A 26,036-nucleotide genomic window follows, 5' to 3' on the forward strand; every position below is an offset into this window, starting at 1 on the left:
ACACCCTGATCGATGTCCACCCTCAGTGACCTGCTCGCCGAACACACCGACCTGCCGGGCAGCGCGGTCGACCACCTGCAGCGGGTGGTCGGGGAGTGGCAGCTGCTCGCCGACCTGTCGTTCGCCGACGTATTGCTGTGGGTGGGCGCGGACAGCGGCAACCCGGAGGTCGCCGGCCACGGTGAGGTGGTCTGCGTCGCGCAGTGCCGTCCGACCACCGCCCCCACCGCGTTCGCCGAGGACGCCGTCGGCACCGTGGTCTCGGACGCCGAGCACCCGCACGTACGCCAGGCGCTGACGGAGTGGCGGATCGTGCGGGTTAAGGACGGCCCGCCCGGCGAGGGGACGCCGGTACGCCGCGAGGCGATCCCCGTCCGCTGCGCGGGGGACGTGATCGCCGTCCTCAGCCGCGACACCAACCCCACCCAGCATCGGCAGTCCAGCCCGCTCGAGGTCGCGTACCTCGACTGCGCCGCGGATCTGTGTCAGATGATCAGCGAGGGCACCTTCCCGACGCCGGAAGAACACAGCGAGATCCTCTCCAGCCCGCGCGCGGGCGACGGCTTCATCCGGCTCGACTCCGACGGGACCGTCGTCTACGCCAGCCCGAACGCGCTCTCGGCTTACCACCGGATGGGTCTGACGACCACGACCCTGACGGGCAGCGACCTGGCCTCGGTGACCAGGACGCTGGTCACCGACCCGTTCGACTCCCAGGACGTGGCGAACGACATCAGGGCCGCGCTCGCGGGCAAGGCGGGCAAGCGGATGGAGGTGGAGGCGCGCGGGGCCACGGTGCTGTTGCGCACCCTGGTGCTGCGGCCGGGCGGCCAGCCCGCGGGCGCGGCGGTGCTGATCCGCGATGTCACCGAGGTCAAGCGCCGCGACCGCGCGCTGCTGAGCAAGGACGCGACCATCCGGGAGATCCACCACCGGGTGAAAAACAACCTGCAGACCGTCGCCGCGCTGCTGCGGCTGCAGGCCAGGCGCACCAACAACGACGAGGCGCGTCAGGCGCTGAGCGAATCGGTGCGCCGGGTGACCTCGATCGCGCTCGTCCACGACACCCTGTCCATGTCGGTGGACGAGGAGGTCAACCTCGACGAGGTGGTCGATCGCCTTGTGCCGATCATGGCCGACGTCGCCATGGTGGGCAGCGCGGTCCAGATCCGTCGCGAGGGGAGCCTGGGTGTCTTCCCGGCCGAACGGGCCACCCCGCTGGTCATGGTGCTGACCGAGCTGGTGCAGAACGCGATCGAGCACGCCTTCGAGCCGGGAGAGCCCGGCACCGTGACGCTGCGCGCGGAGCGGTCCGCGCGCTGGCTGGACGTGGTGATCCACGACGACGGCAGCGGCCTGCCGCCCGGCTTCAGCCTGGAGCGGTCCGATCGACTCGGCCTGCAGATCGTCCGGACCCTGGTATCCGCCGAGTTGGGCGGTTCGCTCGGGCTGCATCCCGCGGAAGGCGGCGGAACCGACGCCGCTCTGCGGGTGCCGCTCGGGCGCCGCGCGAACCGCGTGTAGTCGCGGATCCGCCCCCAGAAACGGTCGACCCCCAGAAACGACTGAGGCCCGGCACCATCATGGTGCCGGGCCCGTTCGTACGGTGCTGTGTTGCTAGACCGTGGTGCGGGCGCGGGTGCGCGCGTTGCGACGCTTGAGGGCGCGGCGCTCGTCCTCGCTCATGCCGCCCCAGACGCCTGCATCCTGGCCGGACTCGAGTGCCCAGGACAGGCAATCGGCGGTGACGGGGCACCGGTTGCACACCAGCTTGGCGTCTGCGATCTGGGCGATGGCCGGACCGCTGTTGCCCACGGGAAAGAACAATTCCGGGTCTTCATCCCGACAAATTGCGTTGTGGCGCCAGTCCATCCTTCTGCTCCTTAACCGGGTGCGTTCTGCACCATTTCGTATCGCTGAGTTCATGCGCATTGTGTGAAATGTTTCCGCGCTGTTGCTTGTGAATGCTTTCACGAACTAGCGGGATGTCAATGGAATCAGACCGCTTCGTGGGGTAACTCACTCTGTTAGGTTGCCCTATGTGGTCTGGGCTACTTTCTACCCCGGTTGCGGCGAGATTGCACTAGTCCCGTAGGATTTCTTGGCATTTTCTCATGTTGGGGAGGATCGCGCAGTGTGGCGACAGAGGGATGGGCCGAGTCGTCAGACGCCGCTGGGCGCCACGACCGAGATCGCGTCGGGGACCGAGACGAACTCGACCTCGGTGCGCATGCCGATGTAGTCGCCGTCCATTTGCAGAGCGATCGGTGTGCTCGAGCGGATCAGGATCGTCGGTACGTCGTCGACCCGAAAGAGGTTGCGCGCCTTGGGTTGTGCGCCGGGCGTGAGGAGTTGCCGGACCAACTTCAGTGTCTTGGGGACGCTCATCGTCCGCATCGCGAAGACGCCGAGGCCGGTGCTGAACGTGGTCTCGGGGTTGATCCGGACGGGACGGTCGTTCAGGTACGTCCACGGGCTGGAGTTCGACACGAAGGCGTAGTGCACGCCCTCGACGGGGTCGTGGCCGGGTACCTGGACGGTCAGTGTCGGTTCGGTGCCCCGATTGCGGAAGAAGGCGCGGACCGCGCTCCGGACGTAGCGCGACGGCGTCGCCGGGTGGCCGTTGCCGCGGCTCGCATCGATCGCCTCGCACACCTGGGCGTCGAGGCCCATGCCGGCATTGAAGGTGAACCAGCGGTTATCGCAATGGGCGAGTCCGATCCGCCTGTTCTGACGCAGGGCGAGTAGCTCGATGAGCTGATTGGTCGCCGCCACGGGATCCGCGCTGATACCGAGCGAGCGGGCGAACACGTTGGCCGAGCCGCCGGGGACCACCGCGATGAGCGGGATGGGTCCGATCGGGACCTCGCTCATGGAATCCGGCCGGGGCGCGCCGAGCAGCCCGTTGATGACCTCGTTCACGGTTCCGTCGCCGCCGTGCACGACGATCAGGCCGATGCCCTCGAGGGCAGCGCGCCGGGCGAGCTCGCCCGCGTGACCGCGGTGGGTGGTGTGCGCGACCCGCACCTGGACTCGGCTCGACACGGCGTGCGCGAGCAGATCACGCGCCGCGGGGGTCGTCGAGGTGGCATTCGGGTTGACGATCAGCAGCGCGCGCACAGGACACCACCCTAGCGGGGAGCTTCGCGTTCTATAGGCTGGCGCGGTGCCAGAACAGCCCACACGCCCCAGCCCGCCCGCCACGGTCCGTTGGGCCGGAATGCTGGTGACCCTGCAGGGCACCGTCGCGGTCGGCATCGCGATCGTGCTCGTGATCCGCGGCCTCCTCGGCCACGATCAGACCGCGACCAGCGGATACGGCACCGCGGCGTGGTTTGCGATCCTCGGTGGCGCGGTCCTGGCCGCGGGCATCGCGCTGATCACGGGCAGGCGATGGGGTCGCACGATCGCCGTCGTCGCCCAGCTGTTGCTGCTCCCGGTGTCCTGGTCGCTGCTGACCGACTCGCACCAGCCGGCGTACGGGGTGTTGCTCGCGGTGGTCGCGGTCGCCGCGCTGGTGTTGCTCTTCAGCAGTCCCTCGTCGCGGTGGATGGCCGACGAGTACGGCGACGAGGCCTCCTAGCCGCTACGCCTGCTCGGCGAGGCTGCCGAGGGCGTCGCCGGACAGGCGGTAGGTGGTCCACTCTTCCTGGGCGGTCGCACCGAGCGACTCGTAGAACGCGATCGACGGCGCGTTCCAATTCAGCACCGACCAGCTGAGCCTGCTGTAGTCGTTGTCGGCGCATTCCTTGGCCAGTGCGGCCAGCAGGGCTTTCCCGTGGCCGGCGCCGCGCCGCTCGGGCAGGACGAAGAGGTCCTCCAGGTAGATCCCGTGGACGCCGTCCCAGGTGGAGAAGTTGCGGAACCACAGCGCCAATCCGATGACGTCTCCCGCCTCCTCGGCCACGTGGCAGAAGGCGGACGGGTTCTCGCCGAACAGGGCGGTGGTGATCTGCTCGACGGTCACGGTGCACTCGTGCCTGGCCTTCTCGTAGTCGGCCAGGTCGTAGATCAGGCCGGTGATGGCAGCGGCGTCGTCGGGGGTGGCCCGCCGGATCATGATTGCTCTCTCTCGAATCGCGTCAACAGGTGACGTTGTGTGAATTGATCTGCTGAACACCGTGATCGAAGCCGAGCACGGAGATCGCCGCCGGGTCCATCGCGAACCGCCTGCCCTCGGTGACCGGGAGCTCGGCCCACCGGGCCAACAGGGCGCGGGAGAAGTGTGCATGCCCGACGAGGATCACGTCGCGTTCCTCGAGCTGTGACAGCGCCGTCGACAGCACCATATCGGCGCGGGCCGCCACGGACTCGGCGCTCTCCCCGCCCGGGCACGGGTGCGACCAGACGGTCCAGCCCGGCACGCTCTCGCGGATCTCGAGGGTGGTCAGGCCCTCGTACCGGCCGTAGTCCCACTCCGCCAGCGCGTCCCAGGCGGTGGCCCTTTCGAGTCCGGCCAGCTCCGCGGTCCTGGTGGCCCGGCTGCGCGGGCTGGTCAGGACCAGCGGGTCCCGCAGCCCCAGCCGGGCGATCCGGTGCCCGGCCTCCCGTGCCTGCTCCTCTCCCGCCGCGGTGAGCGGGATGTCGGTGCTGCCGGTGTGCCTGCCGTTCAGTGCCCACTCCGTTGCGCCGTGTCTGACCAGGGCGATGCGGGGGCGTGCGGTGCTCATGCCGCCATGATGCCAGGACGATCTGAGCCCGACCGCTCGCCACATCCGACGAAGTGCGCAAAGATCACCCCGTGACAACTGTGCTCGCTGTGGCGAATCAAAAGGGTGGGGTCGCCAAGACCACGACGGTTGCCTCGCTTGGGGCCGCGCTCGCGGGTCTCGGGCGCAAGGTGCTCGTGGTGGATCTGGACCCTCAGGGCTGCCTGACGTTCTCGTTGGGACACAACCCGGATCGGGTCGAATCGTCGGTGCACGAGGTGCTGACCGGCGAGGCGGCGTTGCGCGAGGTGATCCTCGACACCGAGGAGGGCATCTCGCTGGTGCCGGCGACCATCGACCTCGCAGGCGCTGAGGCGATGCTGCTGATGCGGCCTGGCCGGGAGTTCGCGCTCAAGCGCGCGCTGGCGACGCTGGACAACGACTACGACATCGTGCTGATCGACTGCCCGCCGTCGCTGGGCGTCCTGACCCTCAACGGGCTGACCGCGGCCGACTCGGTGCTGGTGCCGTTGCAGTGCGAGACGCTGGCGCACCGCGGCGTCGGACAGTTGCTCCGCACCGTCGGCGAGGTGCAGCAGATCACCAACCCCGACCTGCGCCTGCTCGGCGCGCTGCCGACGCTCTACGACGCCCGCACGACGCACAGTCGTGACGTGATCTCCGACGTGGCCGATCGCTACGAGATGCCCGTGCTGGCGCCGCCGATCCCGCGCACGGTGCGGTTCGCAGAGGCCTCGGCCTCGGGGGCGACGGTCCTCGCGGGCAGGCGCAACAAGGGCGCCCTCGCCTACCGGGAGCTGGCCGAGCAACTGGTTGCGCACTGGGACACCGGCGCGGACCTGGTGACCTTCAGCCCCACGGCCTGACTCCTCAGCGCAGGGCGACGAGGTCGTCCCCGCGCTGCTCGAGCAGCACCGTGCCGACCACCGCACTGGTGATCGGGGCCTGCTCGCCCGCGCGGTACACGGCGATCCGACGCACCTCGGCTCCGGTCGACAGGTCGTGCACGGCGATGGCACCGTCGACGGGGACCAGCATCTGGCCCGCCATCAGCGCGCCGGGGCCGATGGCCCCCTCGATGGTCCACCGGGGCACGAAATCGGTTGCGCCAAGGGCGATCACCCGTGAACCCGTCCACCACGAGTACACCGAACCGACCTTGACCACCTTCGAATCGGCGGAGACATCGGCCGGTACCGGGTGCATGGCGATGGGCGTGCCGGAGCCGTCGAAGACGCCGACCCTGGCCCCCGTCGAGGGTCCGGCGGGCAGGTAGACGGCGGTGCGGTCACCCGCGACGGCGAGGACCTTCGCACCGGTGACGCCGGGGTCGAGATCGGCGAGCACGCTCGAGCCGTACTCGTCGGGTTCGGTGTTGTCCTTGGGAGCGGGGTTCAACACACTGAGCCGGTCGGCGGGCTCGTCCTGGCAGCGCTCGAGTACCGCGAGCCGCGTGCTGCTCGACGCCGACGAGACCAGCTCGCAGCCCGAGCGTGGCTGGGTGTTCGGGTTCACCGGCGCGTCGACGCGGCCGAATTCCAGGGTGCGCACCAGATCCGAACGCCACAGCTCCATCCGGTCCATCCCGCGCGAGGTCACGTAGGTGCCGTCCTCGGACAGGACCACGGCGTCGTCGGCATCGCTGCTGCGCTGGGCCACCCGGGCGCCGTCCGCGCCTGCGAGTTCGGTGACGGCGCCGCAGCCGCGACCGTCGTGGTACACCGAGACGACGGAGTTCCACGCCCCGATCACCCCGCACAGCGGCAGGTCCCGGGTGTAGTTCCAGAGCTGCGTGCCCGTGTCACGGTCGCGACCGATGACCGCACCGCCCTCCGCGGTCACCACGGCGCCACCCGCGACGACCGGACGCCCGGTCGATGCGCTGTCGGCGCGCCAGATCTCGGTGACGTTCTCCGGGATGGACAGCGCCGTATCTGCCGGTGTGGCAGGGGTTTCCGCGGTGATCGAGGTGGTGCCCCTGGCGTCGCTGCGCAGCCAGATCACACCGGCGGCGAGCAAAACGACGACCGCGATCGCGGCAGCGGCGATGAGGTCGGCGCGCGTGCGCCGCTCCGGTGCGACCACGGCGGCGGGCTACTCCGAGGCCACGGCCACGGAGGGTGCGGCTGCCGCTGCCGCCGGCTTACGCCGACGCCTGCGACGGCGCGCGGGCGCGGTGCCGTCGCCCGAGGGTGCGGTGGTGTCCGTTGCCGGGGCGTCGGAAACCGCTGCGGTGGTGTTGGTTTCGGTGGTGCTGCGACCGCCGCGGGTGCGCTTGCGGGGGGACCGCGTGCGCGCCGGGCGCTCGGACTTCTCGCTCCGCTCGGTGCCGGTGGTGTCGGCGGAGTCGCCGCCGGTCTCCGTCGCGCGCTCGGGCCTGGCCCGCTTGATCGTGCCCTTGGCGTCGGTCGGGATGTTCAGCTCGGCGTACAGGTGCTCGGAGCTGGAATAGGTCTCGGCGGGGTCAGGGATCCCGAGTCCGAGTGCCTTGTCGATCAGCTGCCAGCGGGGGATGTCGTCCCAGTCGACCAGCGTGACCGCGATGCCGGTGCGGCCCGCGCGACCGGTGCGGCCGATGCGGTGCACGTAGGTCTTCTCGTCCTCGGGGCACTGGTAGTTGATGACGTGGGTGACGTCGTCGATGTCGATGCCGCGGGCCGCGACGTCGGTGGCGACCAGCACATCGATCTTGCCGGTGCGGAAGGCCTTGAGGCCCTTCTCTCGCGCCACCTGGCCGAGGTCGCCGTGCACTGCGCCGACGGAGAACCCGCGCTCGGCGAGATCGTCGGCCACCTTCTGCGCGGTCCGCTTGGTGCGCGTGAAGATCATGGTGGCGCCGCGACCCTCGGCCTGCAGCACGCGGGCAACCATCTCGGCCTTGTCCAGCGCGTGTGCCCGGTAGATGTGCTGGCTGGTGCGGTCGTGCACCGCCGACGATTCCGGCTCCTCGGCGCGGATGTGCGTCGGCTGGGTCAGGAAGGTGCGCGCGAGGGTGATGATCGGTCCCGGCATGGTGGCCGAGAACAGCATCGTCTGGCGCTTGTCGGGGACCATGCCGAGGATCCGCTCGATGTCCGGCAGGAAGCCGAGGTCGAGCATCTCGTCGGCCTCGTCCAGCACGAGCACTCCGACCTTGCCGAGGATGAGGTGGCCCTGCTTGGCAAGGTCGAGCAGCCGGCCCGGGGTGCCGACGACGACGTCGACGCCCTTCTGCAGCGCGGCGATCTGGGTCTCGTACGGGCGTCCGCCGTAGATCGAGAGCACCTCGAGCTTGCGGTTGCCTGCCTTGAGGAACTTGCTCGCGTTCACCAGGTCCTCGGTGACCTGGATGCACAGCTCGCGGGTCGGCACGATGATCAGCGCGCGGGGGGTGCCGTCCAGCGTCGCGGTGCCGGTGTCGCCGGTTGCGATGCGGTGCAGCAGCGGGACGCCGAATCCGAAGGTCTTGCCCATGCCGGTGCGGGCCTGGCCGATGAGGTCGTCGCCCGCCAGCGCGAGCGGCAGGGTCAGCTCCTGGATGGCGAAGGTGCGGTCGATGCCGATTTCCGCGAGGGCCCGGACGATCTCGTCCCGGACGCCGAGTTCGGCGAAGGTCGGGGCGGTGTGGGTCTCGTCGAGCTGGGCGGAGAGAGTGGTTTCGGTCGCGTCGTCTTCATGGTCGATCGTGATCTTGCTCAGGGGTCTGGCCTTCCTCGTTGGCACGCGCGCACGAGGTGGGGCCAGGCCGATTGTCGGCCGATGTCGGTGCCCTCGTCCGTGAGTCGCGCTTCCTGCTGCCTGAGCGCGGAAATCTGGGGATCTCGACGCGGCGCGGGAAGGGACTTCAAGATCAGGTGCGCGCACATTATCTGCGGGTCGCCGCGTGGTTGTGTCGGCCCGTTTGCTCGGGCTACGGGCGGCTGCCCGCGTCCATGGTAGCTTGCGCGACCGCCTCTGCCGGTATTTGCATGGCCAATCTCACCGTCTCCGCCCTGGCGCGGCCCCGGTCGAGGAGCGCCGCGCGACGTCTAGGCTGTGCGCATGGGAGCCAATTCGTCGGATTCTTTGACGCCAGCCATCGCCGCCGATCATCCGGGAGTGGGCGAACTGTTCGCCGTTCTCGCGTACGGCGAGATCTCGGCTTTCTATCGCCTCGCGGAGGACGCGCAGATGTCGCCGACCCTGCAGGGGAAGGTCGCGCTGGCGAGCATGGCGGCCGCGGAGATGAGCCACTTCGAGACCCTCCAGTCCGCGTTGACCGCACGCGGGCACGACGTGTACTCCGCGATGAAGCCGTTCGTGGCGGCGCTGGACGACTATCACGCCTCCACGCACCCCTCGACCTGGTTGGAATCGCTGGTCAAGGCGTACGTGGGCGACGGCATCGCCGCGGACTTCTACCTGGAGATCGCGGACTCCCTCGACCCGTCGGTCGCAGGCGTCGTGCGCGAGGTGCTCGCCGAGACCGGGCACTCGGAGTTCGTGGTGCACGAGGTCAGTGCGGCGGTCCGCTCGAGCACGCAGGACAAGGATCGGCTGATGCTGTGGGGACGTCGGCTGCTGGGGGAGGCGATCACCCAGGCGCAGTACGTGATGGCTCAGCGCCAGGATCTGACCGAGCTGGTGATCACCGCGAGCGGCGACCTCAGCGGCATCGCTGCCATGTTCGACCGGATGCAGGAACGGCACTCCGAGCGGATGACGGTGCTCGGACTCGTGTGAGGCCGGTCCGCTGCTGTTCGCTCTCAGCACACGCACAGCGCGGGCGCGGCGGCGAGCGGCTGCACTAGCCTTGGGCTTCGGTAGTGATGGCACGAGATTTCGGAGGTTGGCCGTGGAGGTCAAGATCGGTGTTTCTGACAGCCCGCGCGAGCTCATCGTGAACAGCGAACAGACATCCGAAGAGGTCGAGGCCCTGGTCGCGGGCGCACTCGGCGGCGAGGGCGGCGTGCTGGCGCTCGTCGACGACAAGGGACGCAAGTTCCTGATCCAGGCCAGCAAGGTCGCGTACGTGGAGATCGGACCGTCGGACAGCCGCAAGGTCGGGTTCGCCGCGACCAGCTGATCTGACGAAGCGGACGAAGAAACGGGGCGCGGTCATCCGCGCCCCGTTCTCGTATGTGCCTGTGTGGTTCGTGTCGCGCGGTTCAGTGCTGCAGCGGCACGTGTGACAGTCCGCCCCAGGCGAGCACGACGGTGGTGTCGACGGCCTCCTCCTTGGGGATCGGCCGGTTGGCCTGCAGCCAGTAGCGCGCGGTGAACTGGCTGGTGCCGACGAGCCCGACCGCGAGGATGCGGGCGCGATAGGGATCGAGTCCCGAGTCGTGGCTGACCAGGTCGAAGACGGCGTCAACGCAGGCCTCGGTGGCCTGGTCGACCCGCGCAAGGACCTGCGGGTCACCCATCACGTCGGACTCGAACACCAACCGGTAGCCCTGGCTGTCGTTGTCGACGAAATCGAAGAAGGCCTGCACGGCAGCGCGGACGCGCTGCCTGTTGTCGGTGGTCGACCGAAGGGCCTGCCGCACGCCCGAGATCAGGCTGTCCACGTAGCTCTGCAGCACCGCGAGGTAGAGGTCGAGCTTGCCGGGGAAGTGCTGGTACAGCACGGGCTTGCTGACACCCGCGCACTCGGCGATCTCGTCCATGCCCGCAGCGTGATAGCCCCTGGTGACAAAGACCTCGCTCGCGGCCTGGAGCAGCTGCAACCGCCGCGCGTCGCGGGGAAGGCGGGTGCTGCGTTTGGTGGTCTGGCCGGCTGGTGCTGCGGCCCGATCCGCGAGTTCTGTCATCGTGCTCCCAATCTGCTGCCTATCCACCATCACTGACCCGTGCGGTGCCGTGAGGGTGCTCACTGCACTGAGTGCACAAAGTCATCGAACGATACCCGGACGATCGCCGGGCCACCCTCACAATGGCGCATGCTGTGTAAGTGAGTATTCCAGGTGATGCGGTCGGTGTCGGCATGTCGCCGTCGGGTGCCCGGTCGGGGCGACGTTCGGCGCGCCGAATCGCCGTGGCGCCGGTCTGTGAGATTCTGGCTCCGTGACAGATCGAGGTGGACCGCGGTTGCGGGGCGACGCTCCGCGTCGCTCCGGCGACAGTGACTACCCCGACGACCGCTACTCGGCCACGCGCGCAGGCGACGACTACCGAGACGATCGGTACCCCGACGACGAGCGTTACGGGCGCCGTGAGACCGGCTCCCATCAGCCGCTTCGAGCGCAATGGGATCCCACCAGTCGCGAGCCGGGACGACCCCGCGCCCCGAGACCGGAACGTCAGGCCCGTAAGCAGAGCAAGCTCGGCAAGTTCGTCTCCGTGTACGGATGGCGGGCGTACGCGATCCCGATCCTGCTGGTGGTCACCGTGCTGGTCGCCGTCGACGCGATCCGCGGCGGCGGCAGCTCCCCCGAATCGGAGACCGGCGACGGCCCGGGTCTCGGTGCACTCAGCACGGCCACCGACGGCACCGACGTGATCGGCGTACCGCCGCAGGCCGACGGCAACTTCGCCGCGACGATCCCGTCCGGCGCCCTCCCGGACGGCGGACCGTTCACAGCTCAGGGCGCGGGCACGTGGCACGTGATCCCAGGTGGCACCGGGCAGGCGGGGCAGGGCACCGAGCAGGTCTTCACGTACACCGTCGAGGTCGAGGACGGCGTCGACACGTCCGGTTTCGGCGGCGACGAGGCGTTCGGCCGGATGGTGGACCAGACCCTGGCCAACCCGAAGAGCTGGACCAAGGACCAGCGGTTCGCGGTCCGCCGGATCGACAGCGGCGAACCCTCGTTCAGGGTGTCGCTGACGTCTCAGATGACCGTTCGCCAGGCCTGCGGATACGACATCGAACTCGAGGTCTCCTGCTACAACCCGTCGATCAACCGGGTGGTCCTCAACGAGCCGCGCTGGGTCCGCGGCGCGATTTCCTTCCAGGGCGACATCGGCTCATACCGGCAGTACCAGATCAACCACGAGGTCGGTCACGCCATCGGCTATCAGGACCATCAGCCCTGCGAGTCGGACGGGGGACTGGCACCGGTGATGATGCAGCAGACCTTCGGCACCTCGAACAACGACATCGCCAAGCTCGACCCGGAGGGTGTGGTGCCGATGGACGGCAAGACCTGCCGGTTCAACCCCTGGCCGCACCCGCGCGGCTAGTCGACTAGCCCCGTACCCAGGTCGCGAGGAGCGCGCGTTCGTCCGCGGTCAGGCGGCGCAGCCGCTGGGTGTGCGGATCGCCGAGGGCCAGCTGGGTGACGGCCTCGACGGCCGGCCGGGAATCCGCCTGCGCCGTTGCCGCGCGCACCTCGTAGCGCACGGTCACGTCGACGGTGCGCAATCGCTCGATCCACATCGTGACCGACAGCGGGCTGTCCGCGTGGGTGAGCGGGGAGCGGTACCGCACGTCGATGTGTGCCACCACCGAGGTCCCGAGCAACTCGGACGCCTCCGGGCCGACGCTGCGCAGCCAGTCGATCCGGGCCTCTTCGAGCAGGGTCACCATCCTGGCGTGGTTGACGTGCTGGAAGACGTCCATGTCCGACCACCGCACCGGCACCTCGGCGCGGTAGGAGACCGGATCGGTGGTCGGGGTCGGGGCGGTGCTCATCGGGACTCCTCGCGAACATCGTGCGTACCAGGGCGACCGACCGTAACCGACCGGGGGAAGAATGGACTCGTGCGGAGCGTTGTAGCTGCGTGAGCGCGTAGACCGTAGGAGCCGTCGTGTCTGACCTGAAGTCCAAGAACTCATTGCCGCCGCTGGTCGAACCCGCGGCCGAGCTGAGTCGCGCCGAGGTGGCGCGCTACAGCAGGCACCTGATCATCCCCGACGTCGGCATGGTGGGGCAGAAGCGGATCAAGAACGCCCGGGTGCTGGTGATCGGCGCGGGTGGGCTCGGGTCGCCTGCGCTGCTCTACCTGGCCGCAGCGGGCGTCGGCACCATCGGCATCGTCGAGTTCGACGAGGTCGACGAGTCCAACCTGCAGCGCCAGGTCATCCATGGGCAGGACGACGTCGGCAGGCCCAAGGCCGAGAGCGCTCGTGACTCCATCCTCGAGATCAACTCCAACGTCGAGGTGCGGCTGCACCAGTTCCGGCTCGAGCCCGACAACGCGGTGGAGCTGTTCGCGCAGTACGACCTGATCCTCGACGGCACCGACAACTTCGCCACCCGTTACCTGGTCAACGATGCCGCGGTGCTCGCGGGCAAGCCGTACGTCTGGGGCTCGATCTACCGGTTCGAGGGGCAGGCGTCGGTCTTCTGGGAGGACGCCCCGGACGGACGCGGGCTGAACTACCGGGACCTGTACCCGGAGGCGCCGCCGCCGGGGATGGTGCCGTCGTGCGCCGAGGGTGGCGTGCTCGGCGTGCTCTGCGCCTCGATCGGGTCGATCATGGCCACCGAGGCGATCAAGCTCATCACCGGAATCGGGGAGTCGCTGCTCGGCAGGCTCATGGTGTACGACGCCCTCGAGATGAGCTATCGCACCATCAAGCTGCGCCGTGACCCGGCCCGGGAGCCGATCACCGAGCTCATCGACTACGACGCGTTCTGCGGCGTGGTGTCCGATGAGGGTGTGGCCGCGGCCGCGGACTCGACGATCACGGCGCCCGAACTGGCCGCGATGTTGGCCGCGGGCAAGGAGATCGAGATCGTCGACGTCCGCGAACCGGTGGAGTGGGACATCGTCCACCTGCCGGGGGCGACGCTCATCCCCAAGGACCGCATCCTCTCCGGTGAGGCGCTCGCGGAGCTGCCCCAGGACCGGCCGATCGTGCTGCACTGCAAGACCGGCATCAGGTCTGCCGAGGCACTGGCCGCACTGAAGAAGGCGGGCTTCGCCGATGCGACCCATCTGCAGGGCGGCGTGATCGCCTGGGCGAACCAGGTGGACAAGTCCCTGCCGGTGTACTGAGGCAGACCCGGCGCGTCAGGGACGGCGACAGGCCTGACGGCGGTAGCGTTGTTGACGTGAGCTCTGTCGAACCTCCCGAGCACGTGCGCTCCACCTTCGGTCTGCGCGAGACGGTTCCGATTCCGCTCGGAGCCGACTGGGACGGCGGTTGGCGTTGCGGTGATGTCGTCCTCTCGCCGGTCGCCGACCACGCCCGCGCCGCATGGTCGGCGAAGGTGCGCGAGACGCTGACCGCGGACGGGGTGCGGATCGCGAGGCCGGTCCGGGCAACAGACGGACGCTACGTCGTATCGGGATGGCGGGCAGACACATTCATCGGCGGTTCGCCGGAGCCGCGGCACGACGAGGTGGTCTCGCTGTCGATGCGGCTGCACGCGGCGACCGCGCCCCTCGAGCGGCCTCGGTTCCTGGTGCAGCCCCCGGTGGCGCCGTGGGCGGACGTCGACGTGTTCGTCGCGGCCGATCGGGCCGCGTGGGAGCAGGTTCCCCTACGGGCGGTCAAGGGCCAGTTCGAGGCGGTCACGGACGACGGCCGAACCAGTGTGGAGCTGATCGGGCAGCTCGCGACCCTGCGCAAGCCGGTGCGCAGCCCCGATCAGCTGGTGCACGGCGACCTCTTCGGCACCGTCCTGTTCTCCGGCTCGGAGGCACCCGGCATCACCGACATCACCCCGTACTGGCGGCCCGTGGCCTGGGCGGCCGGGGTCGTCGTGGTGGACGCGCTGTCCTGGGGCGGAGCCGACGCGGAGCTGATCGCCCGGTGGGAAGATCTGCCGGAATGGCCGCAGATGCTGTTGCGCGCCCTGATGTTCCGTCTGGCGGTGCATGCGCTGCATCCGCGCTCGACGGCGGAGGCGCTGCCTGGCCTGGTCCGCACCGCGGACCTGATCCGGTTGATGCTCTAGCGACTCAGGTGCGGTGGGCGAGGAGTTCGGTGAGGAACCGGCGCGCCGCGGTCGCCGCGCGCTCGCTGTCGCCGTCGATGACGGCCTGCACGAGCTGGTCGTGCTCGGGTTCGTAGGAGTTCTCGGCCGCGACGGGGTGGCGGAGGATGGTCTGCTCGATGGCGGGCAGTAACGAGTCGTAGAACTCGAGGTACACCTCGTTGTGGCTGGCCGCGACGATCGCGCGATGCAGGGCGAGATCGGCGGCGACGGCGGCCGTCGTGTCGGCCGCGCCCTCGACGGGCGACCAGAGCAGGTTCCGGCGCGCGAGCAGATCGCGCAGGGTTGCGATGTCGGTGTCGTCGCGGCGCCGCGCGGCGAGGGCGGCCGCGGTGACGTCCAGGGCCTGACGCAACTCGAGGATGTCCCGCTCGTGCGCGGCCGCGAAGTACTTGCCGAGCGTCCCGCCGAGGTCGCTGGTGGTGATCACGTAGGTGCCCGAACCCTGGCGTCGTTCGAGCATGCCCGCGTGCACGAGCGCCTGGACCGCTTCGCGGACCGTGTTGCGCCCGGTCCCCGTCAGCTCGGCGAGTTCCGGCTCGGTCGGAATCCGAGAGCCGGTCGGCCAGCGGCCGGCCACGATCTCCGCGCGCAGCTGGTCGGTGACCTGCGCGATGAGGCTTGTTCGTCGTACGGGTTGCACGCGGTCCCTCTCTGGTAAGACGTCTGCGCATCATACTCAGTTGCATCGGATCATCCATTCATCCTATGATTTTGCGATCATTTGTTGAGGGAACGAGGTGTGCGGTGTCCGTGCAAGCAACCGAACGGCATCGGCACCCGATCGACCGCCGCGCACTGGTCACCGGCCGGCTGATGGTGCTGGTCGCGATCGTGCTCTCCGCGCTCACGCTCCGCACCGCCGTCACCTCCCTGACCCCGCTGCTCGACGAGATCAGCAGGGACGTCGGGTTCGGGTCCACCATCGTCGGTGTCTTCGGGATGCTGCCCACGGCGATGTTCGCCGTCTTCGGGCTGCTCACGCCCCGGCTGGCCCTGACGTTCGGCCTGGAGCGGGTGGCGCTCGGGGCGATGCTGATGACCGGCATCGGGATCGCGACCCGCTCGATGGTGTCCGACACCGCGGCCCTGCTCGCGCTCTCCGCGTTGGCCCTCGGTGGCATGGGGATCGGCAACGTGGTGATCCCGCCGCTGGTCAAGCGCTATTTCTCCGACCGCGTCGCGATGATGAGCACGATCTACATCACCTGTGTGCAGGTCGGCACCTTCCTTCCCGCGCTCGTCGCGGTGCCGGTCGCGGACGCCTACGGGTGGCGCGTCTCGCTCGGGCTGTGGTCCTTGCTGGCCTTCGCTGCGGCCCTGCCCTGGGTCGGCATCGTGATCAGCAGGCGCGGCCGAGACCGTGTCGACACCTCCGCGGAACCGCACACGGAGCACGGCGAGCGCGGTCGTGCGTGGCGCTCGCCCGTGGCCTGGGGGATGGCCGGGATGTTCGGTATGACCTCGCTGATCACGTACTCGATGTTCACCTGGGTGCCGAAGATCCTGACCGAGGCCGGCGCGAGCGCGGCATTCGGCGGTGCCATGGTCGCGCTGTTCTCCGCGGTCGGATTCATCGCGGCGATCGGGGCGCCAACGCTGTGCGCGCGGATTGCCAACCCGTACCCCGTCGTGGTCGCCTGTGCCGTGTTCTACCTGGCCGGATTCGCCGGTCTGCTGTTCGCGCCCATGGCGGCCCCGGTGCTGTGGATCCTGCTGGTCGGCCTCGGCCCGAGCACGTTCCCCATGTCGTTGACGCTGATCAACCTGCGTACCCGCACCGCGGCCGGCTCGGCCGCGCTCTCCGGCTTCACCCAGGGGCTCGGGTATGCGGTGGCCTGCATCGGCCCGCTGCTGTTCGGCATCCTGCACGACCTGACCGGCGGCTGGACCTGGCCGTTCGCCCTGTTGCTCGGCGCGGTCGCGGTGATCCTGGTCGCGGGCTACGTGGCGTGCAAACCGAGGTTCCTCGAGGACAGCTGGTTGTGACACCTGTCACATCTTGACCCTGCTGTGAGCGGTCGTCACACGCCGTAACACGGCGTTTACCTGCGGAAACGTCCTCACCAACCGGCCTCCGCGTTCGTGAGCGCAAGTTCATTCCGGAGTCATTGCCGGCAGCACCTCGGCAACATCCGACTCGTACCTTTAGGTCTCCCACGCATAGAGGAGACCCGGTGACCACACGTTCGGACGAAGCCACGGCAACAGCCGGCGCGCTCGAGGACAAGTTCTCGAATCGCAAGCACTACATCGCGGAATGGGATGCCGAGGACGTCGAGGCCTGGGAGGCCGGCGGCAAGGACATCGCCAAGCGCAATCTCGTCTGGTCGGTCATCGCGGAGCATGTCGGCTTCTCGGTGTGGTCCATCTGGTCGGTGATGATCCTGTTCATGCCGACCGATGTCTACGGCATCGACCCTGCGGGCAAGTTCTTCCTGGTGGCGGTCCCGACCCTGGTCGGCTCCATCCTCCGCATCCCCTACACCGTCGCGACCGCGCGGTTCGGCGGGCGCAACTGGACCGTGTTCAGCGCGCTGGTCCTGTTCATCCCCCTGGTGCTGACCCTGGTGCTGATGCTGAACCCAGGCGCCTCCTACACCACGTTCCTGCTGGTGGCGGCCCTCGCCGGAGTCGGCGGCGGCAACTTCGCGTCCTCGATGACGAACATCAACGCCTTCTACCCGCAGCGCCTCAAGGGCTGGGCCCTCGGCCTGAACGCGGGCGGCGGCAACATCGGCGTGCCGCTGATCCAGCTCATCGGTCTGCTCGTGATCGCCACCGTCGGTAACACCGAGCCCTGGATCGTCTGCTCGATCTACCTGGTCTTCGTCGGCATCGCCGCGATCGGCGCCGCGCTGTTCATGGACAACCTCGGCAACCAGAAGGCCGACCTGCGGGCGATGGGCAAGGCGCTCAAGTTCCGCGATTCCTGGGTCATCAGCTTCCTGTACATCGGCACCTTCGGTTCCTTCATCGGCTACAGCTTCGCCTTCGGCCAGGTCATGCAGATCAACTTCCTGGCAGGCGGCGACACCCCCGCCCAGGCCGCGCTGCACGCCGCACAGATCGCGTTCATCGGACCGCTGCTCGGCTCGATCGCCCGGCCGATCGGTGGCAAGCTCGCGGACCGCGTCGGCGGCGGCAAGATCACGCTGTACACCTTCTCGGCGATGGCGCTGGCCGCGGCGGTCGTGGTCGGCGCGAGCACCCTCGACGACCGTGCGGCGGGCCCCGCGACCACCGGCACGCTGGCCATCCTGGTCCTGGGCTTCATCGCGCTGTTCATCCTGTCCGGCGTCGGCAACGGCTCGGTGTACAAGATCATCCCGTCCATCTTCGAGGCCAAGGCCCAGGGCATGGACGAGCTCAGCAAGGTCGAGAAGGCCTCCTGGTCCCGCAGCATGTCAGGCGCGCTGATCGGGTTCGCGGGCGCGATCGGTGGACTCGGCGGCGTCGGCATCAACCTGGTGCTCCGGGCCTCGTACCTGAGCCCGGCCAAGTCCGCGACCATGGCGTTCTGGGTCTTCTTCGGCTTCTACCTGGCCTGCATCGTCGTCACCTATGTGGTGTTCCTGCGCCGCCCGGCGGCCAGGGACGTCACCGAGACCGAGGAGTCGGTGCTGGTATGACCATCGCAGTTCCGTCACTGGTCTCCACCCCCACCCACTGCCCGTACTGCGGACTCCAGTGCGCGATGAACATCGCGCGGGACTCCTCGGCAACGGATCAGGCCCTGACCGCGACGGTCACGGGTCGGAGCTTCCCCACCAACCGGGGCGGGCTGTGCCAGAAGGGCTGGACCAGTGCGGAACTGCTGCGGAACCCGAACCGGCTCACCGCACCGCTGGTGCGCCGGGACGGGGAACTGACCCCCGCGAGCTGGGACACCGCGCTCGACATCGTGGCCGACGGCTTCGCGGCGGCGCAGGCAAAAGGCGGGCGCGACGCCGTTGCCATCTTCGGCGGCGGCGGGCTCACCAACGAGAAGGCGTACCAGCTGGGCAAGTTCGCCCGGGTGGCGCTGCGCACCTCGAACATCGATTACAACGGCCGGTTCTGCATGTCCTCGGCGGCGGCAGCGGGTGGCAAGGCCTTCGGGCTCGACCGCGGTCTGCCCTTCCCCGTGGCCGATCTCGGTGCGGCGCGGGCGATCCTGATCCTGGGCGGCAACGTCGCCGAGACCATGCCGCCGTTCGTCGGTCACCTCGCGACCGCGGCGGACGCGGGCGGACTCATCGTCGCGGACCCCCGGCGCACGGCCACCGTGGAACGCGCGCTCGCAGGCGGCGGGGTGCACCTGCAGTTGAGCCCGGGCACCGACCTGCCGCTGGCACTGGGCCTGCTGCACCTGGCCGTGCTCGACGGCCGGATCGACCACAACTTCGTCGGCGCCCGCACCGAGGGATTCGACGATGCCTGGCTGGCCGCCGCGCAGTGGTGGCCCGAGCGCACCGAGCGGGTCACCGGGGTGCCGGTGAGCGCGCTGCGCCGCACGGTGGAGATCCTGTGGCGCGCACAGCAGTCCGACGCTGGTGCCTACATCCTGACGGCCAGGGGAGCCGAGCAGCACGCGACCGGGACCGACACCGTCTCGGCCGTGATCAACCTGGCCCTTGCCCTCGGGCTGCCCGGCCGCCGGGGCAGCGGTTACGGCGCCATCACCGGGCAGGGCAACGGGCAGGGCGGTCGCGAGCACGGGCAGAAGGCGGATCAGCTGCCCGGCTACCGCAAGATCACAGATCCCGCCGCGCGGGTGCATGTCGCGCAGGTGTGGGGCATCGACCCCGCCGAGCTGCCCGGCCCGGGCAAGAGCGCGTACGAGCTGCTCGAGTCGATCGGCACGCCCGGCGGGCCGAGCGCGCTGATGGTGCACGGGGCGAACCTCGCGGTGTCGGCTCCCCGAGCCGGCCATGTCGTGGACCGACTGTCCGCGCTGGACCTGTTGGTCGTCAACGACTTCCTGCTCTCGGAGACCGCCGCCATGGCGGACGTCGTCCTGCCGGTCCTGCAGTGGGCAGAGGAAGAGGGCACCATGACCAGCCTCGAGGGCAGGGTGCTGCGCCGCAAGGCCGCCGTGCCCGCCCCCGAGGGACCGCGTTCCGAGCTCGAGGTGCTGGCTGGGCTCGCGCGCCGTCTCGGTCAGCCCGCGGGTCGGTTCGGAACCGATCCCGAGGCCGTCTTCGAAGAGCTCCGGTTGGCCTCCGCGGGCGGGGTCGCGGACTACTCGGGGATCAGCTACGCCCGGCTGGACGAGGGCGCCGCGCTGCACTGGCCGTGCCCGGCCACCCCAGCGGGCGAGCCCGAGCACCCCGGGACACCGCGTTTGTTTCTTGATCGATTCGAGACCCCGAACGGCCGTGCGCGTTTCGTCGCGGTGGAGCACCGTGGGCCGAGCGAGGGGACGGACGCCGAGTTCCCGTTGGTGGCCACGACGGGACGGGTCCTCGCGCACTACCAGTCCGGGGCGCAGACCCGCCGGATCGACGAACTGGTCCGCGCTGCGGGCGGGATGTTCGTGCAGGTGCACCCCGACACCGCGCACCGGGTGGGCCTCGTCGAGGGTCAGCAGGCCGCCGTGGTGAGCAGGCGGGGCCGGACCGAGGCGACTGTGCGCTGCGACGACAGCATGCGGCTCGACACCGTGTTCCTGCCGTTCCATTTCGCCGGCTCCGGTCGGGCGAACCTGTTGACCAACCCGGCTCTCGACCCGACGAGCGGGATGCCGGAGTTCAAGGCATGTGCGGTGAGGCTGGAGACGATACGTCAGTCGACATCAGACACGGAGGCGATGGCATGACCAGGACCCGAATCGTGGTGGTGGGCAACGGCATGGCCGGCTCGCGACTGGCGGAGGAACTGCGGCGACGGGACCCGGACGGAGCGCGGCTCGACATCGTGGTGATCGGTGCCGAGGCGCACCCCGCCTACAACCGCATCCTGCTCTCGAACGTGTTGGCGGGCAGCATCACCGGCCGCGACACCCGGCTCAAGCCGGACGGCTGGTGGGAGCGTCAGGGCATCGACGTCCGCTCCGGTGTCCGGGTGACCGGCATCGACACGGCCGCACGGACCGTGCGCTGCGACGACGGCACCGGGGCCGGTCACGAGGAGATGGGCTACGACGAGTTGGTGCTGGCGACCGGTAGCCGATCGTTCATCCCGCCGATCGCGGGCGCGGTGGACGAGTCGGGCACGCTGGTCGACGGCGTCGCCGCGTTCCGCACGATCGGCGACTGCGACCAGATCATCGCCGCGGCCGCCGGCGGTTCCAGTGCCGTCGTGCTGGGCGGCGGCCTGCTCGGACTGGAGGCGGCCCGCGGACTGCTGATGCGTGGCATGGACGTCACGGTGGTGCACCCCAAGGACTTTCCGATGGAGCGCCAGCTCGACCCCGCGGGCGGCGCGGTGCTGACCCGGGTGCTCACCGAGCTCGGCATGCGGATGGTGCTCGGTCGCAGGGCGGTCGCCCGCGACGCAGAGAACCGGACCGTGGTGCTCGACGACGAGACCGAATTGCCCGCCGATCTGCTGGTGCTGTCCGCGGGGATCCGGCCGGAGGTGTCGCTGGCCGAGTCCGCGGGCATCGCGATCGATCAGGCCATCGTGGTCGACGACCTGCTGCGAACCAGCGCCCCGCGCGTCTCTGCCATCGGGGAGTGCGCGCAGCACCGTGGCGAGGTCTACGGACTGGTGCAGCCGGGTTGGGAGCAGGCCGCGGTGGTGGCCGAGCGGCTCGCGGGCGAGAACCGATTCGCCACCTACCACGGGACCGCGAACGTGACGCGGCTCAAGGCGCACGACATCGACCTCGCCTCGATGGGCGACATCAGCGCCGAGATGCACTGCAGCCACAGCGAGGTGCTGACCCTGGCCGACCCGACCCGGGGGCGCTACGCGAAGGTCGTGGTGCGGGAGGACCGGGTGGTCGGGGCGGTGCTGCTGGGAAACCCCGACGTGGTCGGCACCCTGACCCAGCTGTTCGACGCGCAGCTGCCGGTTCCGGTGGATCGGATGTCGCTTCTCATCGGCCGCGGATCGGGCGCGGGCGTCGAGGTGGCGAGCCCGGCCACCATGCCGGGGTCGGCTGTGGTCTGCAGGTGCAACTCGGTGACCAAGTCGCAGCTGACCACGGCGTGGAAGGCGGGCTCGCGCAGCGTGGCGGCCATGGCCACGGAAACCAGGGCGACCACCGGCTGCGGCGGTTGCAGCTCCGTCGTCCATGGCATCTGCGAATGGCTACGTAACTCGGATCCGGAACCAAGAGACCAACCAGCACACGAAACACCATCGATCGAAGAAGAGGGCGCAGCATGAACAACAAGTCGGTAGTGGTGATCGGGCACGGAATGGTCGGCCATCGATTCGTCGAGGCGCTGCGCGCGCGGGACGAGGACGCCCAGTGGCGAGTGACCGTTCTGTGTGAGGAGGCGCTGCCCGCCTACGACCGGGTCGGCCTATCCTCGTACGTCGGGTCCTGGGACGCAAAGGAACTGGCGCTCGCGGGCAACGACTACGCCGGTGACCCGCTGGTCGACCTGCGGACCGGCGAGCGGGCTGTCGCGATCGACCGCACCGCACGCACCGTCACCACCGGCGCCGGCGACACCCTCGGCTACGACGCCCTCGTCATGGCCACCGGCTCGTACCCGTTCGTGCCGCCGATTCCCGGCCACGACCGACCCGAGTGCTTCGTGTACCGCACCCTCGACGATCTCGACGGTATCCGCGCCACCGCGGAGAAGGCGGGTCCGGGGGCGGTCGGCGTCGTCGTCGGTGGCGGCCTGCTGGGCCTGGAGGCGGCCAATGCGCTCCGGCTGATGGGCATGACCCCGCATGTGGTCGAGTTCGCCCCGCGGCTGATGCCGCTGCAGGTCGACGAGGGCGGCGGCGCGCTGCTGGCGCGGCTGGTCACCGACCTCGGCGTGACCGTGCACGCGGGCGTCGGCACCGCCGCCATCACCGAGGGGCCCGACGGCGTGAGCGTCGAGCTCTCGGACGGATCGGTGATCGAGGCGGCGCTGCTGGTGTTCTCCGCGGGCATCCGGCCGCAGGATCAGCTGGCCCGTGCGGCCGGACTCGAGGTCGGTGAACGCGGCGGCATCCTCACCGATCTCGGCTGCCGGACCTCCGACGAGGCCGTCTACGCCGTCGGCGAGTGCGCGGCCGTCGAGGGCGTCGCGTACGGCCTGGTGGCGCCCGGCTACACCACCGCCGAGATCGTGGCCGATCGGCTGCTCGGCGGCGCGGCCGAGTTCCCTGGCGCGGACCTGTCCACCAAGCTCAAGCTGATGGGGGTGGACGTCGCCAGTTTCGGTGACGCGCACGCGCAGACGCCCGGTGCGCTCGAGGTGGTCCTCAGCGACGCGGCCAAGGGCACCTACGCCAAGCTCGTGGTGTCCGACGACGCCAAGATCCTGCTCGGCGGCATCCTCGTCGGCGACGCGTCCGCGTACGCGTCACTGCGGCCCCTGGTGGGACGCGAGCTCCCCGGCGACCCGGCGTCGCTGATCTCGCCTGCGGGCGAGAAGCCCGGCGCCGGATCGCTGCCCGACGATGCCGAGGTGTGCTCCTGCAACGGCGTCACGAAGGGCGCCATCTGCGGTGCGATCGCCGAGGGCGCCTGCGACATCGCGTCCGTCAAGAGCTGCACCAACGCGGGAACCACCTGCGGGGGGTGCCTGCCCACGATCAAGCAGCTACTGGCCTCGTCCGGCGTGGTGATGTCGAAGGCTCTCTGCGAGCATTTTGAGCAGTCGCGCGCGGAGCTGTTCGAGATCGTGATGGCGACCGGTACCCGCACCTTCTCCGCGCTGATCACCAAGTTCGGCACCGGAAGCGGATGCGACATCTGCAAGCCTGTGGTCGCCTCGATCCTGGCCTCGACCGATTCGGATCACATCCTGCACAGGAACCAGGCCTCGCTGCAGGACACCAACGACCACTTCCTGGCCAACATCCAGAAGAACGGCACCTACTCGGTGGTGCCGCGGATGCCCGGTGGCGAGTGCACACCCGAGCAGCTGATCGTGATCGGTGAGGTGGCACGGGATTTCGGTCTGTACACCAAGGTCACCGGTGGCCAGCGCATCGATCTGTTCGGTGCCCGCGTCGAGCAGCTGCCCGCGATCTGGAAGCGACTGGTCGACGCCGGCATGGAGTCCGGTCAGGCCTACGGCAAGTCGCTGCGCACGGTGAAAAGCTGTGTCGGATCCACCTGGTGCCGGTACGGCGTCCAGGACTCCGTTGGCATGGCCGTCGGACTCGAGAACCGTTACCGCGGTTTGCGTTCCCCGCACAAGATCAAGTTCGGTGTCTCCGGGTGCGCGCGTGAGTGTGCGGAGGCCCGCGGCAAGGACGTCGGCGTCATCGCCACCGAGAACGGCTGGAACCTCTACGTCGGCGGCAACGGCGGCCAGTCGCCCAAGCACGCGCAGCTGCTGGCCAGTGGTCTAGACGACGAGACGCTGATCCGCTACATCGACCGGTACCTGATGTTCTACGTCCGCACCGCCGACCGGTTGCAGCGCACCGCGCCGTGGGTGGAGGCTATGGAGGGCGGCCTCGATCACCTCAAGGCCGTGGTCTGCGAGGACAGCCTTGGTATCGCCGAGGAGCTCGAGGCGGCCATGGCCAAGCACGTCGAGGGCTACCAGGACGAGTGGGCTGGCGTGCTCGACGATCCGGAGAAGCTCTCGCGCTTCGTGTCCTTCGTCAACGCACCGGAGGAGGCCGACCCGACCGTGGTGTTCGACGAGTCCGGCGATCGCAAGATCCCGGTCCTGATGGGGATTCCGCCGATGCCAGCCACGATCTCCCAGTAGCGGATGACGACCGCTCAGAACCTGCTTACCCCGAGGGAATCACGGCTTAACGCCCAGGTAACACCGGAAAAGTAGAAAGTAAGCCTGCATTACAGGAGGACCACGATGATGACCGTTATCGAGATGAAGGCGCACAACGTGACCGGACCCGGACGCGAGAGCGTCAACGACGGACGACTCGAATGGACCTCGGCCTGCCCGCTCAGCCACCTCATCCCGGGGCTCGGTGTCGCGGTGTTGATTCGGGGGGGCGAGCAGGCAGCCCTGTTCCTCATGGAGGACGGCTCGCTCTACGCAGTGGGGAACATCGACCCCTTCGGGCGCGCGGCGGTGATGTCGCGCGGCCTGGTCGGGGACAGGGCAGGCGAGCCCATCGTGGTCTCGCCCCTGCTCAAGCAGGTGTTCTCGCTCGTCGACGGGCGCTGCCTCGACGACGAGTCCGTCCGGCTGCCGGTGTACGACGTGCGGGTCTGGGCGGGCATGGTCCAGGTCCACAGCACCTCGTCTGCCGTGGCGGACAGCGCATGAGCGAGGGCAAGGCGGTGCCGCAGGTCGGTGAGCCTCTGTCCGGTTTCACCGTGGGGGTGACCGCGGCCAGGCGATCGGAGGAGTTCACCACCCTGCTGACCCGTCGCGGTGCCACCGTCGTGCACGCGGCCGCGATCCGGATCATCCCGCTCGTCGACGATGCCGAGCTGGAAAGGGTGACCAGGGAACTGATCGACAACCCGCCCGAGATCGCGGTCGCGACCACCGGAATCGGGTTCCGCGGCTGGATGGAGGCCGCCGATGGCTGGGGCCTCGCCGAGCAGTTGGGCGGCGCGCTGTCGACCGCCCGGCTGCTGGCCCGCGGTCCGAAGGCAAAGGGCGCGATCCGCGCCGCGGACCTGCGCGAGGAGTGGTCCCCGGTTTCCGAGTCGTCGGCCGAGGTGATCGATCACCTGCTGGCCGAGGGTGTCGAGGGCAAGCGGATCGCCGTGCAGTTGCACGGCGCCACCACCGAGTGGGAGCCGCTGCCCGATTTCTGCGAGGTGCTGCGGGTGGCCGGGGCCGAGGTCGTCCCGGTTCCGGTGTACCGGTGGACCCAGCCCGACGACCCCACCGCGATGGACCGGCTCATCGAGCTGACCGTCGGAGGGGGTCTGGACGCGCTGAGCTTCACCAGCGCGCCCGCGGTGGCGTCGATGCTGATCCGGGCCAAGGAGATCGGTCTCATCGATCCGTTGCTGAACTCGTTGCGCACCCGGGTGCTCGCGGTCTGCGTCGGCCCGGTGACCGCGGCGCCGCTCGAGGCGCTCGGTGTCCCGAGCACCATGCCGGGGCGGGCGAGGCTCGGGTCGCTGGCCCGGCACATCGCCGAGGAGCTGCCGCGCCGCTCGATGCGCCTGCGCGCGGCGGGTCACGACGTGAGCGTGCGGGGCGGATGTGTCGTCGTGGACGGCGAGGTTCGTCAACTCGCTCCTGCCGCAATGGCTTTGATGCGAACACTGGCGCACCGGCCCGGACGGGTCGTCTCGCGGGAGGAGTTGCTCTCCGTGCTCCCCGGCGGCGGCGAGGACACCCACGCGGTGGAGACCGCCATCGCGCGGCTGCGGACCTGTCTCGGCGCCCCGAAGATCGTGCAGACGGTGGTCAAGCGCGGCTACCGTCTCGCGCTCGACCCGGTCGATTGCGGGGACGACTAGTGGCCGGGC

The 26,036-nt window shown here is 69.4% G+C and carries 24 protein-coding genes; 15 read left to right on the forward strand and 9 right to left on the reverse strand.

Going from position 1 to position 26,036, the window contains the following annotated elements; all coding sequences use genetic code 11:
* Positions 1-12 precede the first annotated feature (12 nt).
* Entirely contained in the window at positions 13-1,524 is a 1,512-nt protein-coding gene (locus ABIC28_RS03015; protein ID WP_354577438.1) for a sensor histidine kinase, read from the forward strand.
* A 93-nt stretch (positions 1,525-1,617) separates the two neighbouring features.
* On the opposite strand, the gene ABIC28_RS03020 is transcribed toward ABIC28_RS03015, so the two are convergent.
* Both ABIC28_RS03020 and ABIC28_RS03025 read right to left on the reverse strand, forming a co-directional pair.
* Entirely contained in the window at positions 1,618-1,872 is a 255-nt protein-coding gene (locus tag ABIC28_RS03020; protein ID WP_027500159.1) for a WhiB family transcriptional regulator, read from the reverse strand.
* A gap of 291 nt (positions 1,873-2,163) precedes the next feature.
* Positions 2,164-3,120 (reverse strand): diacylglycerol/lipid kinase family protein, encoded by a 957-nt coding sequence (locus ABIC28_RS03025; RefSeq protein WP_097210578.1) that lies wholly within the window; start codon positions 3,118-3,120, stop codon positions 2,164-2,166.
* Between the two features lie 100 nt (positions 3,121-3,220).
* Here ABIC28_RS03025 and ABIC28_RS03030 point away from each other — a divergent pair, with 100 nt between their 5' ends.
* On the forward strand, positions 3,221-3,583 hold the full coding sequence (locus ABIC28_RS03030; protein WP_097210579.1) for a hypothetical protein: 363 nt from the start codon (positions 3,221-3,223) through the stop codon (positions 3,581-3,583).
* A gap of 3 nt (positions 3,584-3,586) precedes the next feature.
* Here ABIC28_RS03030 and ABIC28_RS03035 read toward each other — a convergent pair whose 3' ends face one another.
* Together ABIC28_RS03035 and ABIC28_RS03040 are read right to left on the reverse strand one after the other, a co-directional pair.
* Positions 3,587-4,060, reverse strand: coding sequence for a GNAT family N-acetyltransferase (locus tag ABIC28_RS03035; protein WP_354577441.1), 474 nt, complete (start codon positions 4,058-4,060; stop codon positions 3,587-3,589).
* A 22-nt stretch (positions 4,061-4,082) separates the two neighbouring features.
* Entirely contained in the window at positions 4,083-4,670 is a 588-nt protein-coding gene (locus ABIC28_RS03040) for an acid phosphatase (protein WP_097210581.1), read from the reverse strand.
* Positions 4,671-4,741: 71 nt separating this feature from the next.
* Here ABIC28_RS03040 and ABIC28_RS03045 point away from each other — a divergent pair, with 71 nt between their 5' ends.
* Positions 4,742-5,536, forward strand: a complete 795-nt coding sequence (locus tag ABIC28_RS03045) for a ParA family protein (RefSeq protein WP_077041046.1) — start codon at positions 4,742-4,744, stop codon at positions 5,534-5,536.
* A 4-nt stretch (positions 5,537-5,540) separates the two neighbouring features.
* On the opposite strand, the gene ABIC28_RS03050 is transcribed toward ABIC28_RS03045, so the two are convergent.
* Together ABIC28_RS03050 and ABIC28_RS03055 are read right to left on the reverse strand one after the other, a co-directional pair.
* Positions 5,541-6,755: an Rv3212 family protein gene (locus ABIC28_RS03050; protein ID WP_354577444.1), complete on the reverse strand. Its 1,215-nt coding sequence runs from the start codon at positions 6,753-6,755 to the stop codon at positions 5,541-5,543.
* A gap of 9 nt (positions 6,756-6,764) precedes the next feature.
* Positions 6,765-8,372 (reverse strand): DEAD/DEAH box helicase, encoded by a 1,608-nt coding sequence (locus ABIC28_RS03055; protein WP_097210583.1) that lies wholly within the window; start codon positions 8,370-8,372, stop codon positions 6,765-6,767.
* Between the two features lie 318 nt (positions 8,373-8,690).
* Here ABIC28_RS03055 and ABIC28_RS03060 point away from each other — a divergent pair, with 318 nt between their 5' ends.
* Positions 8,691-9,371, forward strand: a complete 681-nt coding sequence (locus ABIC28_RS03060) for a ferritin-like fold-containing protein (RefSeq protein WP_097210584.1) — start codon at positions 8,691-8,693, stop codon at positions 9,369-9,371.
* Between the two features lie 112 nt (positions 9,372-9,483).
* Positions 9,484-9,714, forward strand: coding sequence for a DUF3107 domain-containing protein (locus tag ABIC28_RS03065; protein ID WP_077041048.1), 231 nt, complete (start codon positions 9,484-9,486; stop codon positions 9,712-9,714).
* Between the two features lie 82 nt (positions 9,715-9,796).
* Here ABIC28_RS03065 and fasR read toward each other — a convergent pair whose 3' ends face one another.
* Complete coding sequence (gene fasR, locus ABIC28_RS03070; protein ID WP_027500149.1) at positions 9,797-10,441, reverse strand: HTH-type transcriptional activator FasR; 645 nt, start codon at positions 10,439-10,441, stop codon at positions 9,797-9,799.
* A 253-nt stretch (positions 10,442-10,694) separates the two neighbouring features.
* On the opposite strand from fasR, the gene ABIC28_RS03075 reads away from it, so the two are divergent.
* Positions 10,695-11,813: a DUF3152 domain-containing protein gene (locus ABIC28_RS03075; protein ID WP_209928859.1), complete on the forward strand. Its 1,119-nt coding sequence runs from the start codon at positions 10,695-10,697 to the stop codon at positions 11,811-11,813.
* A gap of 4 nt (positions 11,814-11,817) precedes the next feature.
* On the opposite strand, the gene ABIC28_RS03080 is transcribed toward ABIC28_RS03075, so the two are convergent.
* Complete coding sequence (locus tag ABIC28_RS03080; RefSeq protein ID WP_097210586.1) at positions 11,818-12,264, reverse strand: acyl-CoA thioesterase; 447 nt, start codon at positions 12,262-12,264, stop codon at positions 11,818-11,820.
* A gap of 125 nt (positions 12,265-12,389) precedes the next feature.
* Here ABIC28_RS03080 and moeZ point away from each other — a divergent pair, with 125 nt between their 5' ends.
* Both moeZ and ABIC28_RS03090 read left to right on the forward strand, forming a co-directional pair.
* On the forward strand, positions 12,390-13,574 hold the full coding sequence (gene moeZ / locus ABIC28_RS03085; protein ID WP_209929266.1) for an adenylyltransferase/sulfurtransferase MoeZ: 1,185 nt from the start codon (positions 12,390-12,392) through the stop codon (positions 13,572-13,574).
* A 56-nt stretch (positions 13,575-13,630) separates the two neighbouring features.
* Positions 13,631-14,479, forward strand: coding sequence for a TIGR02569 family protein (locus tag ABIC28_RS03090; RefSeq protein ID WP_097210587.1), 849 nt, complete (start codon positions 13,631-13,633; stop codon positions 14,477-14,479).
* Between the two features lie 4 nt (positions 14,480-14,483).
* Here ABIC28_RS03090 and ABIC28_RS03095 read toward each other — a convergent pair whose 3' ends face one another.
* A complete protein-coding gene (locus tag ABIC28_RS03095) occupies positions 14,484-15,161 on the reverse strand; it encodes a FadR/GntR family transcriptional regulator (protein WP_097210588.1) in 678 nt (225 codons plus the stop codon).
* 173 nt (positions 15,162-15,334) lie between these two features.
* Here ABIC28_RS03095 and ABIC28_RS03100 point away from each other — a divergent pair, with 173 nt between their 5' ends.
* The 7 genes from ABIC28_RS03100 (at position 15,335) to ABIC28_RS03130 (ending at position 26,027) form a co-directional block, all read left to right on the forward strand.
* On the forward strand, positions 15,335-16,507 hold the full coding sequence (locus ABIC28_RS03100) for an MFS transporter (protein WP_257017131.1): 1,173 nt from the start codon (positions 15,335-15,337) through the stop codon (positions 16,505-16,507).
* Between the two features lie 263 nt (positions 16,508-16,770).
* A complete protein-coding gene (locus ABIC28_RS03105) occupies positions 16,771-18,150 on the forward strand; it encodes an MFS transporter (protein WP_257017132.1) in 1,380 nt (459 codons plus the stop codon).
* A complete protein-coding gene (locus ABIC28_RS03110; protein WP_097210591.1) occupies positions 18,147-20,318 on the forward strand; it encodes a molybdopterin oxidoreductase family protein in 2,172 nt (723 codons plus the stop codon). The genes ABIC28_RS03105 and ABIC28_RS03110 overlap by 4 nt, the downstream gene beginning before the upstream one ends.
* Positions 20,315-21,835, forward strand: a complete 1,521-nt coding sequence (locus ABIC28_RS03115; RefSeq protein WP_354577450.1) for an FAD-dependent oxidoreductase — start codon at positions 20,315-20,317, stop codon at positions 21,833-21,835. The genes ABIC28_RS03110 and ABIC28_RS03115 overlap by 4 nt, the downstream gene beginning before the upstream one ends.
* Positions 21,832-24,342: a nitrite reductase large subunit NirB gene (nirB, locus tag ABIC28_RS03120; RefSeq protein ID WP_354577452.1), complete on the forward strand. Its 2,511-nt coding sequence runs from the start codon at positions 21,832-21,834 to the stop codon at positions 24,340-24,342. Before ABIC28_RS03115 ends, nirB begins: the two co-directional genes overlap by 4 nt.
* Before the next feature lie 108 nt (positions 24,343-24,450).
* Positions 24,451-24,870: a nitrite reductase small subunit NirD gene (gene nirD / locus ABIC28_RS03125; protein WP_097210594.1), complete on the forward strand. Its 420-nt coding sequence runs from the start codon at positions 24,451-24,453 to the stop codon at positions 24,868-24,870.
* Positions 24,867-26,027, forward strand: coding sequence for a uroporphyrinogen-III synthase (locus ABIC28_RS03130; RefSeq protein WP_097210595.1), 1,161 nt, complete (start codon positions 24,867-24,869; stop codon positions 26,025-26,027). Before nirD ends, ABIC28_RS03130 begins: the two co-directional genes overlap by 4 nt.
* The last annotated feature ends 9 nt before the right edge of the window (positions 26,028-26,036 follow it).

The organism is Rhodococcus sp. PvR044 (assembly GCF_040548995.1).
Classification (GTDB): Bacteria; Actinomycetota; Actinomycetes; order Mycobacteriales; family Mycobacteriaceae; genus Rhodococcus_G; species Rhodococcus_G oryzae.

Excerpts from the sequence above, each read along its gene's own strand:
- ABIC28_RS03100 (WP_257017131.1), top strand. The coding sequence starts at position 15,335 with ATGGTGCTGGTCGCGATCGTGCTCTCCGCGCTCACGCTCCGCACCGCC.
- ABIC28_RS03030 (WP_097210579.1), top strand. The coding sequence starts at position 3,221 with ATGCTGGTGACCCTGCAGGGCACCGTCGCGGTCGGCATCGCGATCGTG.
- ABIC28_RS03015 (WP_354577438.1), top strand. The coding sequence starts at position 13 with ATGTCCACCCTCAGTGACCTGCTCGCCGAACACACCGACCTGCCGGGC.
- ABIC28_RS03035 (WP_354577441.1), bottom strand. The coding sequence starts at position 4,060 with ATGATCCGGCGGGCCACCCCCGACGACGCCGCTGCCATCACCGGCCTG.
- ABIC28_RS03040 (WP_097210581.1), bottom strand. The coding sequence starts at position 4,670 with ATGAGCACCGCACGCCCCCGCATCGCCCTGGTCAGACACGGCGCAACG.
- nirD (WP_097210594.1), top strand. The coding sequence starts at position 24,451 with ATGACCGTTATCGAGATGAAGGCGCACAACGTGACCGGACCCGGACGC.
- ABIC28_RS03110 (WP_097210591.1), top strand. The coding sequence starts at position 18,147 with ATGACCATCGCAGTTCCGTCACTGGTCTCCACCCCCACCCACTGCCCG.
- ABIC28_RS03060 (WP_097210584.1), top strand. The coding sequence starts at position 8,691 with ATGGGAGCCAATTCGTCGGATTCTTTGACGCCAGCCATCGCCGCCGAT.
- ABIC28_RS03080 (WP_097210586.1), bottom strand. The coding sequence starts at position 12,264 with ATGAGCACCGCCCCGACCCCGACCACCGATCCGGTCTCCTACCGCGCC.
- ABIC28_RS03115 (WP_354577450.1), top strand. The coding sequence starts at position 20,315 with ATGACCAGGACCCGAATCGTGGTGGTGGGCAACGGCATGGCCGGCTCG.
- fasR (WP_027500149.1), bottom strand. The coding sequence starts at position 10,441 with ATGACAGAACTCGCGGATCGGGCCGCAGCACCAGCCGGCCAGACCACC.
- ABIC28_RS03020 (WP_027500159.1), bottom strand. The coding sequence starts at position 1,872 with ATGGACTGGCGCCACAACGCAATTTGTCGGGATGAAGACCCGGAATTG.
- nirB (WP_354577452.1), top strand. The coding sequence starts at position 21,832 with ATGAACAACAAGTCGGTAGTGGTGATCGGGCACGGAATGGTCGGCCAT.
- ABIC28_RS03130 (WP_097210595.1), top strand. The coding sequence starts at position 24,867 with ATGAGCGAGGGCAAGGCGGTGCCGCAGGTCGGTGAGCCTCTGTCCGGT.